Consider the following 15,195-nt stretch of genomic DNA (forward strand, 5'->3'; position numbering starts at 1 on the left):
CCTATGTTAAAAATAGCACCGTCGATTTTATCCGCTGATTTTGCCCGTTTGGGCAGTGAAGTTGCGGAAGCTGAATCAGGAGGAGCAGACTGGATTCATGTGGATGTTATGGATGGTCATTTTGTATCCAACATTACCTTAGGGCCTCCTATCGTTCAGGCTATTCGTCCACATACAAGTCTTCCTCTGGATGTTCATCTGATGATTGAGCATCCTGAACGTTACATCGGCGATTTTGTGAAGGCAGGAGCTAATATCGTCACCGTTCATGCCGAGGCTTGTGTTCATCTGCACGGGGTTATTCATTTGATCAAGCAGCAAGGTGCTCTTGCGGGTGTGGCCCTCAATCCGGGCACTTCGCCATATGCGATCAAGGAAGTGCTGCCAAATGTAGATATGATTCTGGTTATGACAGTTAACCCTGGGTTTGGAGGACAGTCTTTTATTCCGGAGACGCTGGATAAAATCAGACAGATTCGCACATGGTTGAATGAAATCGGCCGTCCAGATGTACATATCGAGGTAGACGGTGGCATTGCCGAGGAGACGGCACCAGCCGTATTTGAAGCAGGTGCTGACGTTCTGGTGGCAGGTAGTGCGGTATTCGGCAGAGCGGATCGTGGAGCGGCTATTGCTTCTATTCGGGACAGTGCAGCTCATTTATCCGAGTGAAGCTGACCGAAGCGCTGTGGATGACGGTGGCGAGTATGGCGACAGGTGTGATCCTAAGTTGCTTCTCACTGGTGAAGGCTCCCTGGAATGCCCTTCTTTCACTCGTTGCCGTTCTGATTGTGTTGTTTTATTTTCGTAAAAATGAACGGCGCGGTTTGCGTATCGGCTTTGTAATAAGCAGCGTGCTTTATTATATCCTATTTATTTTCATACTCTCAGCATATCTGTATGCCCGTGGGCTTGTCTAATGGTATAGCATGGGATGGATGTGCATAAATATGGTTACATGAGCGGGATTCTCATGTAGCCTTTTTTTTGTATGGCAACAACCCTTGATAGGTTGCATAAACTACAGAGAATGGATGCACGAGGATGATGGGGAGGGTGAAGCATGAAGTTTTATACAATCAAGCTACCAAGATTTCTGGGTGGATTCGTCAAAGCCATTCTGAATACATTCCAGAAAAGCTGAATTTCACGTAACGTACACACAGGATGCAAAATGAAGGCAAGGTACGCAGGGGCATGCTTCCCGGGCACAATAACAGACAGATAGCTCGGCATTAAACGGCAGGAACGCGCGGGAAGATGCCTGACATTTTGACATCATGGATCGAATGGACGTAACATTTTGAATAACCAAAAAAGCACCCGTTTAAAACGAGGTGCCTTTTGTTTATAACGTTATTTTTTTGCGACTACACGCGAGTCACTTTACCGGCTTTCAATGCACGAGTGCTGACATAAACGCGTTTCGGTTTACCGTTAACGAGAATACGAACTTTCTGTACGTTGACGCCCCAAGTACGGCGATTACGGTTGTTAGCGTGAGATACGTGGTTACCGGTGCCAGGCTTTTTGCCTGTTACAGAACATTTACGAGACATGATTCCACCTCCTATTCTGAAAATAACCAAGTTCCGTATGGAACGGGTCGCTCTTCAGGCCGACTGGGTCAGTCGGACTTTGTAAGTCACTAACCTGAACAAAACAATACTTATATATAATATCATAGTCAAAAAAGCTCCGTCAACCAATTCAAAAACTTTATTTATTTCTCTTACGCATTATAGTACAATATGGGATAGCTATTGCTGCGATTATTCTTGTAATAGTTGGAATGTGAAATCTTATTCCAGTCATGCCGGATAGATCAGAGGCGGAACCATATTTATCATTCCAGCCGATGTTTCAGTGTCGGGTGGTTGACTGGTTTTTCATATATATGACCTGTGGAAGGCTGATCAGGCCGTGAGTACGAAAAGCTTACGAAAGTGTGATATTCGTATTCGTCGTCTGGCTTTAGTATAATTCAATTAAACCTGTCCGCACAGATGAACATGATGGTGCGGAAGGCTGATGGCAAAACAACTGTATTAAGCTAGGAAGGGGAATTCTCTTGAGTAATCGTTCTTTGAATGGAACAGATTTTACCGCAATGGTTTTAGCCGGGGCGGAACAATTACAGCAGCATGCGGAACACGTCAATTCACTTAATGTATTTCCGGTGCCGGACGGTGACACAGGAACTAACATGAATTTGACGATGAGCGCGGGCGTAACAGAATTAATGAGGGGGGATTCTTCCTCCATCGGTGTCATGTCCGGCATATTATCCAAAGGTTTGCTGATGGGAGCCCGCGGCAATTCAGGGGTTATCCTGTCTCAGTTGTTTCGTGGCTTTAGCCGTTACGCTGCCCCATACGAGGAAATGAATACCCTTCAGTTCGCATCGGCATTGCAGAGCGGGGTGGATGCGGCCTACAAGGCGGTGGTTAAGCCGGTGGAGGGTACAATTCTTACCGTGGCGAAGGAAGCGGCCAAGCATGCTGTGTTTTTTTCACGCCGGACAAATGACATTACTGAACTGATGGAAGAAGTGCTTGCCAAAGCGAAGGAAACGCTTGCCATGACGCAGGACATGCTCCCGGTACTAAAGCAAGTAGGGGTTGTGGACTCGGGTGGACAAGGACTTGTGTATATTTATGAAGGGTTCATGCAGCATCTTGGAAGCGGTTTGGTGACAGCTCCAATTGTAAAAGGGGAGAATGTACGCACTGCTTATACTCCTCATATATCCGAGAGACCGACAGCGCATGCGGTTGCTCCTTCACCGGATGCACCGATTTCGGCGCAGGCGAAGCTTGAAACGGAAAATATTGAATTTTTATATGATATGGAATTTTTTATTAATCGACAATTGGGAGAAGCCCAAGGTACGGACTTTGATGAGGAAGCCTTCCGGAAAGCGTTATCTGTGGATGGAGACTCTATCATTGTTATTTCTGACGATGATGTTATTAAGGTTCATGTTCATTCCAAGGCTCCGGGCGAAGTGTTGAATCTGGCGCTTCGTTACGGGGAAATTACACAGATCCGTATTCTGAATATGCGCGAGCAGCATCGTGATTTGTTGTCTACGGGTATGGATGGCGCTCCTGAGCCTGAGTGGTTTGCCGAAATACCAGCAGAGCCTGCACGTGAGGAGGAGCCATCTGAGCCACCTGCTCATGAGCTGGCACACTATGGTTTCATAGCAGTGGCTTCGGGCGAAGGGATTGCTGATATTTTTAGAAGCTTGGGTGTGGATGTTGTCCTTTCCGGTGGCCAGACGATGAATCCGAGTACGGAAGACTTCGTTAATGCCGCTCGCTCGATTGCGGCTCAGCACATTTTTATCCTGCCGAATAATTCCAATATTATTCTGGCGGCAGAGCAGGCCCGTGAACTGCTGGAGATGGAGCGCCTAGTGTCGGTTATTCCCAGCAAAACGATTCCTCAGGGCATTGCTGCGGCATTCGCTTTTCAGGAGGAAGAAGCCTTCGAGGCAAATCAGGACAGCATGAGGGACGCAGTCAGCCGCGTGAAATCTGGGCAGGTAACCTATGCGGTACGGGATACTACGCTTGATGACCTGCACATTACGGCAGGCCATTATATCGGTATTCAGGATTCCAAAATTGTGGCTACCGAGGAACAGTTAATTGTAACATCTCGTCTTTTGCTGACCAAAATGCTGGTGAATGGCGATGAGATTGTTACGATTCTCACAGGTTCGGATGCAAAACAAGGAGATACAGAGCAGCTCGTCGCATGGCTTGAAGAAAATTACTCGGATGCAGAAGTGGAAGTTCATGAAGGCGGTCAGCCGATTTATCCTTACCTGTTCTCGGTGGAAACTTGATGGGCTGTAGAGCGTCATAGAAGTTCACCACAAAAGGAGGTCGGACCGATGAGCAACACCATCATTGTGACCGATAGCACGGCTGATATTCCACAGGAGCTGGTAGACCGTCTCGATATAGTCATTGTGCCGCTGACGGTGATGTTCGGCAGCACAACTTACCTTGATGGCATTGAGATGTCTGCTGCGCAGTTTTACAGCGAACTGGTACGGGCTGATGGGCTGCCTACGACGTCACAGCCTTCACCAGCCCGCTTTTTGGAGACATTTACGACGCTGTTGGAGCAACATCCCGACAGCCAGATCGTTTCCATCCATTTGTCTTCTGGCGTGAGTGGAACGTATCAGTCCGCTCTGCTGGGTAAATCCATGCTGGAGAAGCATGAAGACAGAATAACTGTGCTAGATTCCAAATTGGCCTCGTACGGATATGGTATGCTTGTGGTCTATGCGGCAGAGCTGGCGGCTTCCGGGCATTCCCCGGCTGATATCGTTCAAGCTTTAGAGCATCGTCAGGAACGTCTTTGCTTGTATTTTCTGGTGGATACGCTGGAATACTTGCAAAAAGGGGGGCGTATCGGCAAAGCAGCAGCCATGATTGGCACCCTGCTCAATATTAAGCCGATTCTCTCAATGGACAAAGAAGGCATTATTTATTCGGTTGATAAGGCGAGAGGACATAAAAAAGCGACAGCACGAATTATTGAACTGCTGGAGCGGGATTTAAAGGGCCAAAAAATTAATATCGCTGTGGGTCATACGGCAGATCGCTCGGTGGCAGAAGCGTTCGAGGCTCAGTTGGCAAAGCATTTTGAGCTGGGAGATCGAATATATACCGAACTTGGCGCTGTGATTGGGGCTCATGTAGGGCCAGGAACGATTGGCATTTTTGTATGGCCGGCCGGAGATGAGAGGTAATATGCTGCAATTGGATCAAATACCTTTAAAACAAATACACGGCGTGAGTGCTCTCAAAGAAGGAGAGCTTCACGCTTTTGGCATTTCTAATGTACAGGACATGCTGGAATATTATCCGTTCCGGTATGAGGATTACCGTTTGCGTTCGCTGAGTGAAGTAAAAGACGGAGATAAGATCACGGTGCAGGCTAAAATTATGGGCATTCCGGTGCTTCAGCGCTATGGTCGCAAATCCAGATTGACTTGTAAATTGATGGCTGAGGATTGGATGTTTACAGCGACATGGTTCAATCGTCATTTTTTGAAGGAGCAGCTAACGTCAGGCCGCGAAATTGTCGTGACCGGCAAATGGGACCTGAAGCGGATGCAGATGACCGTTTCGGATTCCGAGTTTCCCGATAAAGGAGTCACTCGTTCGGGAACGCTTCAGCCTGTGTACTCCGTAGGTGGCAAGATTACGCAGACCTGGATGCGCAAGATGATGAACCAGACACTCCAGCAGTTTGGTGAAATGATTCCCGAAATTTTGCCGGAGTCGATTGTGCGTAAATACAGTATGGTGCCGCGTAAGCAGGCTATTGCAGATATACACCAGCCTCAGGACAATCGAGAGGGACAAGAGGCCCGTCGCCGGATGGTGTATGAAGAGCTGTTTTTATTTCAGCTAAAAATGCAGGCATTCCGTGCGTTGAATCGCGGCCGGGCAGACGGAGTTGTACATACGGTGGATAATGCCACGGTTCGCGAATTTGTGAGGGCCTTGCCGTTTGAACTGACGGATGCTCAGAAGAAAGTCGAGCTTGAAATACTGCATGACCTGCGTTCGCCCTATTGTATGAACCGTCTGCTTCAAGGGGACGTTGGGTCAGGTAAAACCGTGGTTGCCGCCATCGGCTTGTTTGCTACGGTGCGTTCCGGTTTTCAAGGGGCGTTGATGGTACCAACAGAAATTTTGGCTGAGCAGCATATGCGGTCGCTTCACAAGTTATTTGAACCGTTTGGGATTAGCGTGGGATTGTTGACGGGCAGTACAACCGGGAAGAAGCGTAAGGAACTGCTGGCTTCGCTCCAGATGGGTCTGCTGGATATTGTGGTGGGCACGCATGCCCTTATTCAGGAAGATGTGTATTTCCGCCAGCTTGGGCTGGTCGTAACGGATGAGCAGCACAGGTTTGGTGTAAATCAGCGTAGTATATTGCGTCGCAAGGGCTATAATCCCGACGTTCTTACGATGACGGCAACGCCGATTCCGCGTACGCTGGCGATCACCGCTTTTGGCGATATGGATGTCTCTACGTTGTCAGAGCGGCCAAAGGGGCGTATTCCGATTTCTACGTATTGGGTAAAGCATGAGCTGATGGATCGTGTGCTCGGATTTATTTCCCGTGAGGTAGATCAGGGACGGCAGGCTTATCTGATCTGCCCATTGATTGAGGAGTCCGAGAAGCTGGATGTACAGAATGCCATTGATCTGCATATTCAAATGCAACAGGCTTTTCCACGTTACCGCGTCGGTTTGCTGCATGGGCGAATGACTCCTGCTGAAAAGGAAGAGGTTATGCGTTCTTTCTACGCCAACGAAGTCCAGTTACTCATTTCAACGACAGTTGTAGAGGTGGGCGTAGACGTGCCGAATGCGACGCTAATGATCATTATGGATGCCGACCGCTTTGGCTTGTCCCAGTTGCATCAGCTGCGTGGACGTGTCGGACGGGGTGCACATGCCTCGTACTGTGTGCTGGTCGCTGATCCCAAGTCTGAGGTGGGTCAGGAGCGGATGAAGGTTATGACCGATACGGACGATGGTTTTGAGGTGGCTAGACGTGACTTGGATTTGAGAGGGCCGGGTGACTTTTTCGGTACCAAGCAAAGTGGGCTGCCCGTGTTTCGGTTAGCAGATATGGTAGCGGATTTTGAGGTACTGGAAAAGGCACGTGAGGATGCGACTGGTTTGATCGCGGATTCGTCCTTTTGGACATCTCCGCAGTATGAAGCATTACGTGGCTATTTGCAAAAAGAGCAGATTTTCCAGGGAGATCTTATCGATTGATGCACCTTGAATTATAAGGTTTTTTTTGTAGTTTTAAACAGATAGGCACAATGGACAGGCTGACCGTCATATATTTGGGAATGACCGAATGATATGGGAGGTGCGGTAACATTGAGCTATCAGCAATATGGAATCAGTCCGCAACTGGTGGAGCGGATTAAGTTGAAAATGAAAAATCGTACACTCAAGGAGCGGGTTAAGCAGCAGATCGAAGGTGTGACCAAGGTGGACCTGCAAAACAAAGCCAAGGTACGTCAACTTGTGAAGTCCACTTCCACTATTTTGAACGAGCGGCTGACAGCTGCACAGGAAGAACAATTGACGGCCTTCGTGCTGGCGCAAAAAATTGATCCGTCTAATACGTTCCATCTGATCAAGCTGTGGGGGATGTTTCGTTAACTGGGCATACGCAGGATGTCTCTAAAATCTCTCTGAATGCTAGATGCTCATCCAAGCTGGAAAAAGGATTGCCTGATGTCAGGCGGTCCTTTTTTGCTTGCTCCTCTATTTCTCGATTATTCTCTGTTAAGCATAGTATTCCGTAGCCTTCGCTCGTATTTAATTCCCCGGGGAATAGTCTGTGTGTTAATGGAGAGATTTTATTTATAATGACCGCCAATTTTGACGGATCGCTCCAGAGCCTGCCCCGCGTTTGTTAACGATGATGCACGCATGATGATCGCCTGACCATACCGATCCTTTAAAGTGTCTGTTACTTTTTCCAAAGCTCGGGAGCGCTCCTGATCTTCAAAAAAATCCAACTGATACAGCTGATCATCCATCAAGCCACTTAAGGTGACACCCACGCGCTTCACAGGCATATGGTTCCAAAAGGTATAAAAGATTTTTTTTGCGGTTTCATATATCTTTTCGGTACGGTTTGTAGGATTGGGCAGCTTTATCTGGCGGGAAAACCCAGTCGGTGCCTCGTGCGGACTGCATATACAATGAACGGTCACAACCCAGCCCATATATCCTTTGCGGCGGGAGTCCCGGCATACCTCTTCTGTCAACTCAAGCAGGATAGTCTCCACCTCCGCAGACTGGACATAATCCCGGGGCAGGGTCATCATATGACCGATGGATTTTGGGGGCGTATCCAATGTTTCCGGCTTGACCGGACTGTGATCGATTCCGTTAGCAGTTCGCCATAAAACCTCTGCCTGAATATCTGACTGCTTGCCAAAATGAGACCGGAATTTGTCCTGAAGCCGGGGCAAGGGAGTGCGTGCGACGTCTCCAATGGTGTGCAGTCCAAGCCTCTCCAAATGCCGTTCCATACGCGAGCCAATACCGAACATACTGCGAACCGGCTGAGACCACAGCAGCGCTGCAATATCGGATGGAGGAAGGACAAAAATGCCGCTTTCGTTCTTCTTGGCCCATATATCTGTCGCCATTTTAGCCAGCATTTTATTGGAACTGATGCCGATGCGAATCCATACCCCTGTCTGTGCCATTACTTTTTGTTGAATTTCACTTGCGATACTCACCGGATCTCCGAACAGGGAGAGGCTTCCGGTTATGTCTAAAAACTGCTCATCAATACTGAAAACCTCAACCAAATCCGTATACTCGTTATACATTTCTGTTATTTTTAATGAGACGTCGATATAATGCTGCATGCGTGGGCGTACAATGGTAAGGTCAGGACATTTTTTTATCGCTTCCCCCAGACGCTCTGCTGTAGATATACCGTATTTTTTAGCAAGTGGACACGCAGCCAAGATAATGCCTGAACGCAGCGAAGGGTCACCAGCAACAACTAGCGGCTTATGCTGGTATTCGGGATTGTCGGCCTTCTCAATACTGGTATAAAAGCTTTGGCAGTCTGCTAAAAATATAGTTTTTTTTCCGCGTTTGTTCAATGTCACAACCCCCTCTCCAGATGTATGCTGATCGTCTTTCCAAAATATTCTTGAATGTAAATTCATATAGTAGTATTATATACAGAACAAGTGTTCTTAATCCAAATGTATTTTCTGGAACGTTATAGTTTACGAAAAACCTAACATGGCGTATCATATTATCGTGAACGAAAGCATGTGGAAATGAATGCATATTGAGGGGAGAAAACCATTTTTATGAACCCAAAACGTCGACCATCATCTCAAAAACGCAGCAGGTGGCGTATTTTTGGCAGAGTTTTGCTGATTAATATCAAGTGGTTCTCGCTAGCGGGCGTACTTGGAGTCCTATTTGCGGGAGGTCTTATATCCGGTTATGTGGCAGCGCTGGTTCATGATGAACCTGTACGATCACGCCAGTTGATATATGAAAAGGTAAACGAGAACGCTCTGACCAGCTTTGTATTTTTTAATGACCAGGTAACCCCGGTTGGACGAATGCGCATGGAGGAGGATCGGCAGCTCGTGGATCTGCAGAATGTTCCCCAATCCATCGTAGATGCCCTTATTTCAACAGAAGACAGCCAATTTTATGAGCATCAGGGTGTTGATCTAAAAGGGACGGCTCGCGCCATCAAACAGAAGCTTCTAAACGAAAATCGCCAAACAGGCGGCAGCACACTGACACAGCAGGTAGCCCGGCGAGTTTTCCTCAGTCTGGATAAGACGGACAGCCGCAAGGTAAAGGAAATGCTGCTTGCACTGCGTATGGAGCGTTTTATGAGCAAGGATAAAATATTAACGGCATACTTAAACAAAATGCCGTTTGGCAATGGCTCCGCAGGCTACAATTTGTATGGGATCAAGTCGGCTTCATTAGGGATTTTTAATGTAAGTGATCTACATAAGCTTCATGTTGCTCAAGCGGCTTATTTGGCCGGTCTTCCACAATTGCCATCTGTTTATTCAGCTTTTGACGGTAAAGGGAAGTTTGATGAAGAAGGCTTCAACAAAGCTATCGAGCGCCAGCATGTCGTGCTGGGAAGAATGCTGGCAACAGGTAAAATCACACGAACGGAATATAATGAGGGACTTCATTTTGATATTAAAGCTACTCTTGCACCACATCGCGAGAAAAGCTACAATACATTCCCTTATTTGATGCTGGAGACGGAGCGGGAGGCCGCTCGGTTGTTGGCACTCCAGGAAAATCCGGATATTACAACAGCCGAGATTTCCAAACCTGAGCATGCTGAACTCCTTCAAAATACACGGGAAGAGCTGCAACGGTCCGGTTATCGGATTTATACAACGATAAATAAGAAAGTTTATAACGATATGAGACAGATTGCAGCCAATCCGCAAAACTTTTCTCCATACAGTAAGCAGAAGGGACTAGAACAAATTGCTGCCATCATGATTGATCATAAAACGGGGGCTATACTCGGCATGATCGAGGGCAGGGACTTTAATACTGAGCAAATGAACTATGCAACCCAGATGACGCGTCAGCCCGGTTCTGCCATGAAGCCTATTGCAGCTTATTTGCCTGCTTTGGAAAAAGGCTACACTCAGCCTGCTGGTCTTATTGATGATTCGCAAATTGTATTGAAAGACGGACGTAAAGGCTATCATATCCCTAAAAATTATAACAGACGGTACGAAGGACTGATGACAGCCCGTGAAGCACTCAATCGGTCGATCAACATTCCTGCGCTGAGGTTGTTTTTATATGAAGTTAAAATTCCAAACGCCTGGAATTTTGTACGTTCCCTTGGGATTACAACGATTCAGCCGCAGGATGAACATGCTCAGACAGGCGTTCTGGGTGGGCTGAGTAAGGGAGTATCTGTCAAGGAACTGACAGCGGCATATGGTACGATTCCCAACATGGGCGTATACAATGAACCCCATTTGATCAGTAAAATTACGGATGCCGACGGCAAGATCGTATATCAATTCAAACCGCAGGCGAAGCGTGTATATTCCAGGCAAACCGCGTTTTTGATGACAGATATGCTCAAAACGGTTATATCGGACCCTAGGGGTACAGGCAAACGTATGCAAAATGCTTTTAAAAGCTATGGTACCATTGATATTGCTGGCAAGACCGGTACGACACAAAATTTTGGCGATGTATGGTTCATGGGATATACCCCGGATGTTACACTCGGCGTCTGGGCAGGTTACCGTCAACAGGTTAATACACTATCTCAAGAAGGGCACTCCAGAGCACAATCGGTGTGGGCGCTTATCATGAACAAGGCGGTCAAGGATCAGCCCCAGCTTTTCAAAAATAAGCATTTTACACAGCCGGAAGGTGTTGTAAAAGTTACGGTCTCCAGCCTTACAGGTAAGCTGCCGGGAAGTTATTCCCGTCAATCCGGTCAACTTGTGACAGACTGGTTTAACCAAAAATACGTGCCAACGGAAGTTGGGAGGGAGCAACGAACACGTTCATCCATACCTGCCGTACCGTCCAAATCGGATACAAAGGATAAAGCAACTCCGGAGAAACAAGAACCTGCAACGGATCAGAAGGAGATTCTACCAGAAGAAACAGTACCTTCTGATCCTGACACAGAAATAGATACGAATGGTGAGAGTAATGATTTGCCACCAGCAGATAGTTCACAGCCATCTGTTGAAAATAAGCAGGAGGCTCCTTCTGAACCAGTAACCCAAAATGAAGCTCCAGAACATAAACCCAGCGAAGCTATTCATAACGAAACACCTGATCAGCCGAAAAACTAAACAAAAGGGAGCGGCCTAATTCAAAATGCCGTTCCCAACAATATTAACGGTGATCTGTGGGTGAAAACGAACATTAGGGTACTCTTCATTCCACTCCATATTTTTCCACAAGGTCGGGTGATGGGCAATCAATTGTCTGCCGATGCCAAAGGCATCACAACCGCTTTTTTGAAGCGTACGGATAATTTCTTCCGCATCCTGGGTCATGATTTCCGAAAGCTGACGGTTCAGGCGCATGACATTATTCTTATCCTGAAGATGATCCCGCGAGTATTCAACAACATCGACAGGGAGCTTCAGGTTGAGGTACACATCAATTTGACCATCGCGTCCAACTTTCACTATAAGCTGGCGTTTGATGTTCCGAATATGAGCCTGATAGGTAATAAAGTTTTGCAAATCACTAGCAGGTCCCGAGTGAACCCTTTTTACAAAACGCGCTGTGTCCTTCCATTTCCCGGTCATCAGGACATAAAGCACCCCTTGCTCGTCGTTAAGGGTTCCTGTAAATCTTTGTCCGTGAAACAAGGCAATCCCTCGTGCTACGATGTCTTCTCCATCTTTGGAGAGATAGGGGAGAACAAAGTCCTGCCCTGGATCAAGCATAGGGGGAAGCAGTGTTTCTAGCGTCACTTCGGGAAATATGCACATTTCCTCCAGGCTTCGGATTTTTTTCGTTATAAATTCGCCGATTAAGAGGCTGCCTACACTTTTCTTGTTCATTAATTCTCCAGCTGATCCTTCTACTATAGCTACCTTTACATGTGAGGTTGGATGATCCGGCTCCCGATACAGGACATCCAGATATGGATACAAATCTTTTTGGGCCAAACTTGTGCCATACAAAGTAACCCCATATTTAAAGTAACGGATATCCCCTGTTACTTTGGCTCGAATTTTGTCTGTACTTTGCCGAACGGAATTTCCGGTGCCTGAATGAATTTCATTGGTGCTTTTCCCTTGGTTATTTCCAGAGTCGTCTACAATTTCGAGTGTTTGCAGCAATATGCCTTCTGGAGTAAGATCGTAGGCCGAAGCATTTGCCAGCCGGGCATCCTTCAAGCTGTCCTGATCCCAGCAGCCAGTCATAAAAATGAGTAGAGCCAGCATACCAAGTGCTCTCCTCTTTTTTTTCATGTTCCGGGCTCCTCCTTTTTGTTGAATATATACGATACAATCAGCAACAACAGAGGTAGTGCAATCAGGAAAAAATAAGCCGAATTGTTGGCAATTGTACCGAAGAGGTCAAAATCCTCTCTTTTTTGAGGGATGCAGGCAATAATGCATGAGACGAATACTACGAAAGGAACGGCTTGTTTGTGGTTTTTCTGCTTGAACAAATAGCCTAGTCCATAGGACGCTGCATAATAATAACCGCTTATGGAGCCAAAGATTGAAATTAACCAGATGGGCAGGAAAATAAAATCAACCCGGTCCATCGTTCCTAGCGGAATAGATCTGAGCAGGTAAATGACAGGCTCCGGCATCAAATCAAGCTGCTGGGGACTAAACACACTTGTACAGGTTAATATGGTGAAACCATACAATAGAACCACGACTCCGTTAGCTAGCAGGAGCGACTTGAGCTTCCCTTTACTGTTGCCCTCGACCATGGGAAAGACCACGAGGATGAATTCAAAGCCGAACATGGCTAAAAGTGTTTCTTTGGAACCTATAATAATATGAGGCCATCCAGCCTCAGTCAAAGGCAGCAGATAGAGCAGATTGGCCTGTTTTATTCCATAACTGATTAAAAACATCATCGGTACGATCAGGAAGGAGATCAAAACAAGCACTCGGGCAATTGTCCTCAAATTTTCGCGAACTAGATAGATGCTGCTGAACAGAATCAGAGCCAATATAGCCCAACGCGGGGTTTTTTGCAGCATCCAGCGATTAATGACGTCATAGGCGCTCACAAGAACCGAAGTTCCCATAAGCAAGTAGTACATAATGTAAGCCACCGTCAAAATTTTACCCATCCAGGAACCAGTAATCCGAGTGAGGATTTGGTAAATGGAGGAGGAGGGAAAACGTCTTAACAGGAGCCAGCACATTAAAATGATAAGCTGGATCAAAATGCCTCCAATAATGACGGATATCCAGCCCCCTCCCTTGGATGACAAATGCATCTGATAAGGAAGTGATAGAATATCCACGCCAATCTCAAACTTGATAATCAAAAAAAACAATTGACCCTGTGTAATTGTACTTTCTTTATTCACGACGTTTCCAGCTCCTAGAGTAGTTCTGCTGCTTCATTTTTTGGGGTCGGGAATCATGCGGCCGCTGTTGTAGTGTCCAAATGGGAAAGCGAATAAAAACATCCTTCATATCGCCAAGCCGGAAAGGAGCCAGAGGAGCAAAATAAGGAAAACCAAATGTTTCCAGCTTACAAAGGTGAATAAGGAGAATAAGCATTCCGAAGGCAATGCCAATATATCCGAACAAGGCTGCAGCAATCATCATTGGAAAACGGAGAATGCGGACAGCTGAGCTCATTTCATGGGAAGGTACCAAAAAAGAAGAGATAGCTGTTAACGAAACGACAATAATCATGGTGTATGACACGAGACCTGCTCGAACGATAGCATCCCCGATAACCAGACCGCCAACGATGCCTATTGTTTGGCCCACTCGGCTGGGCAGACGAATCCCGGCTTCCCGTAGCACCTCAAAGATCACTTCAAGCAACATCGCCTCCACAATGGCGGGAAACGGAACATTTTCCAGCGATTTTTTGATCGTATGTGCCAGCTCCAGTGGCAGAATGGCTGAGTGAAAGGAAATCGTTGCAATGTAAATAGCGGGCAGTGTAAAAGCAATTAGAAAGCTCATCATTCGGATCATTCTCAGAAAGGAACTAATAATCCAGCGACCGTTATAATCATCTGGGCTTTGATAAAATGCAAAAAAGGAGACGGGAGCGATTAAGGCAGTAGGACTCCCTTCGGCCAAAATAGTTACTCGTCCTTCCATTAAATTAGCGGCTACCCGATCTGGACGTTCTGTGCTGAGTTGCTGAGGGAACAGGGAAAAGGGATTGTCCTCCGTGAATTCCTGAATAAAACCGGGAGGCAGTACCAGATCGGAGGAGATGGCTTGTATTCTTTTTTCCACTTCCTCCACTAGCTCAGGATTGGCCAAGTCTTGCATATACATGATAGCGACTTTGGTCCGGGTTTTAGATCCGACATAAAAGTAGCGCACAATCAGCGATGTGCTGATGATTTGTTTGCGAATAAGATTCAGATTGACGGACAACTGCTCAATAAATCCATTGTGCGGCCCGCGGATAATTCCCTCGTTCTCCGGCTCATCCGTACTACGGGCGTATGTTTTTTCCGAGGAAAGGATATAAAATTCTTCTGTGCCATCCACCATTAAAATGGAGTATCCCTCAATAAGCGAATCAGCGGCATTTCGGAGGTTGGTGTCCTTTTGGCTGTTCAGGGTGGTAAACATTTGATGAGGGCCAGAATCGGTTATCTTATATAATGTGGCCAGAATATGCGTCTGAATGATCTCCTGATCCACGAGTGAGTCTATATAAAGAAGAATGCCATCTTTCCCGTCAACCGAAATAGCCTGTTTTTTTAAATCATCCGTATAAAAAAGGGCTTGCTCGATAAAGGAAATATTCTTGTTCAGTTCAAAGGAAGCTGGGTTATGTCCAGTCAAGAAAACACCTTCTTTTTGGATGAGATAAGCATAATGTGTGCCAAATGGATTGGATTTATCCATGATCTGGCGACCTATCTATATCCCGC

At 46.6% G+C, this 15,195-nt stretch carries 13 protein-coding genes; 8 read left to right on the forward strand and 5 right to left on the reverse strand.

What is annotated here, in order from left to right:
• Positions 1–3 precede the first annotated feature (3 nt).
• The 3 genes from rpe to spoVM all read left to right on the forward strand — a co-directional run bounded on the left by rpe (position 4) and on the right by spoVM (position 1,144).
• Positions 4–672 carry a ribulose-phosphate 3-epimerase gene (gene rpe, locus ACIFO6_RS17020; RefSeq protein ID WP_430042169.1) on the forward strand — a complete coding sequence of 223 codons (669 nt, stop codon included), beginning with the start codon at positions 4–6 and terminating at the stop codon, positions 670–672.
• Positions 669–920 (forward strand): hypothetical protein, encoded by a 252-nt coding sequence (locus ACIFO6_RS17025; RefSeq protein ID WP_430042171.1) that lies wholly within the window; start codon positions 669–671, stop codon positions 918–920. The genes rpe and ACIFO6_RS17025 overlap by 4 nt, the downstream gene beginning before the upstream one ends.
• Before the next feature lie 143 nt (positions 921–1,063).
• A complete protein-coding gene (gene spoVM / locus ACIFO6_RS17030) occupies positions 1,064–1,144 on the forward strand; it encodes a stage V sporulation protein SpoVM (RefSeq protein WP_014282289.1) in 81 nt (26 codons plus the stop codon).
• Between the two features lie 226 nt (positions 1,145–1,370).
• Here the strand turns inward: spoVM and rpmB are convergent, their stop codons facing one another.
• On the reverse strand, positions 1,371–1,559 hold the full coding sequence (gene rpmB, locus ACIFO6_RS17035; RefSeq protein ID WP_014282288.1) for a 50S ribosomal protein L28: 189 nt from the start codon (positions 1,557–1,559) through the stop codon (positions 1,371–1,373).
• 512 nt (positions 1,560–2,071) lie between these two features.
• Between rpmB and ACIFO6_RS17040 the strand changes: the two genes are divergently transcribed.
• From ACIFO6_RS17040 to ACIFO6_RS17055, 4 genes are all read left to right on the forward strand, one after another.
• A complete protein-coding gene (locus tag ACIFO6_RS17040) occupies positions 2,072–3,856 on the forward strand; it encodes a DAK2 domain-containing protein (RefSeq protein WP_430042173.1) in 1,785 nt (594 codons plus the stop codon).
• 48 nt (positions 3,857–3,904) lie between these two features.
• Positions 3,905–4,774: a DegV family protein gene (locus ACIFO6_RS17045; RefSeq protein ID WP_430042176.1), complete on the forward strand. Its 870-nt coding sequence runs from the start codon at positions 3,905–3,907 to the stop codon at positions 4,772–4,774.
• Position 4,775: 1 nt separating this feature from the next.
• Positions 4,776–6,824 (forward strand): ATP-dependent DNA helicase RecG, encoded by a 2,049-nt coding sequence (gene recG / locus ACIFO6_RS17050; protein ID WP_430042245.1) that lies wholly within the window; start codon positions 4,776–4,778, stop codon positions 6,822–6,824.
• A 111-nt stretch (positions 6,825–6,935) separates the two neighbouring features.
• Positions 6,936–7,223: a stage VI sporulation protein F gene (locus ACIFO6_RS17055; RefSeq protein WP_430042178.1), complete on the forward strand. Its 288-nt coding sequence runs from the start codon at positions 6,936–6,938 to the stop codon at positions 7,221–7,223.
• 200 nt (positions 7,224–7,423) lie between these two features.
• On the opposite strand, the gene ACIFO6_RS17060 is transcribed toward ACIFO6_RS17055, so the two are convergent.
• The gene (locus ACIFO6_RS17060; protein WP_430042180.1) at positions 7,424–8,692 is read right to left on the reverse strand and encodes a DNA polymerase IV; all 1,269 of its coding nucleotides are present in this window, start codon (positions 8,690–8,692) and stop codon (positions 7,424–7,426) included.
• Between the two features lie 216 nt (positions 8,693–8,908).
• Here ACIFO6_RS17060 and ACIFO6_RS17065 point away from each other — a divergent pair, with 216 nt between their 5' ends.
• On the forward strand, positions 8,909–11,425 hold the full coding sequence (locus ACIFO6_RS17065) for a transglycosylase domain-containing protein (RefSeq protein ID WP_430042182.1): 2,517 nt from the start codon (positions 8,909–8,911) through the stop codon (positions 11,423–11,425).
• A gap of 15 nt (positions 11,426–11,440) precedes the next feature.
• Here the strand turns inward: ACIFO6_RS17065 and ACIFO6_RS17070 are convergent, their stop codons facing one another.
• From ACIFO6_RS17070 to ACIFO6_RS17080, 3 genes are read right to left on the reverse strand one after another with little or no spacing between them, the layout of a single operon-like run.
• Positions 11,441–12,562: a Ger(x)C family spore germination protein gene (locus ACIFO6_RS17070; protein WP_430042184.1), complete on the reverse strand. Its 1,122-nt coding sequence runs from the start codon at positions 12,560–12,562 to the stop codon at positions 11,441–11,443.
• Entirely contained in the window at positions 12,559–13,650 is a 1,092-nt protein-coding gene (locus ACIFO6_RS17075) for a GerAB/ArcD/ProY family transporter (protein ID WP_430042186.1), read from the reverse strand. The genes ACIFO6_RS17070 and ACIFO6_RS17075 overlap by 4 nt, the downstream gene beginning before the upstream one ends.
• Positions 13,643–15,169 carry a spore germination protein gene (locus ACIFO6_RS17080; protein ID WP_430042189.1) on the reverse strand — a complete coding sequence of 509 codons (1,527 nt, stop codon included), beginning with the start codon at positions 15,167–15,169 and terminating at the stop codon, positions 13,643–13,645. Before ACIFO6_RS17080 ends, ACIFO6_RS17075 begins: the two co-directional genes overlap by 8 nt.
• Positions 15,170–15,195: the final 26 nt, after the last annotated feature.

The sequence above is a fragment of the Paenibacillus sp. NRS-1781 genome, from assembly GCF_050467745.1.
Lineage (GTDB): Bacteria > Bacillota > Bacilli > Paenibacillales > Paenibacillaceae > Paenibacillus > Paenibacillus terrae_A.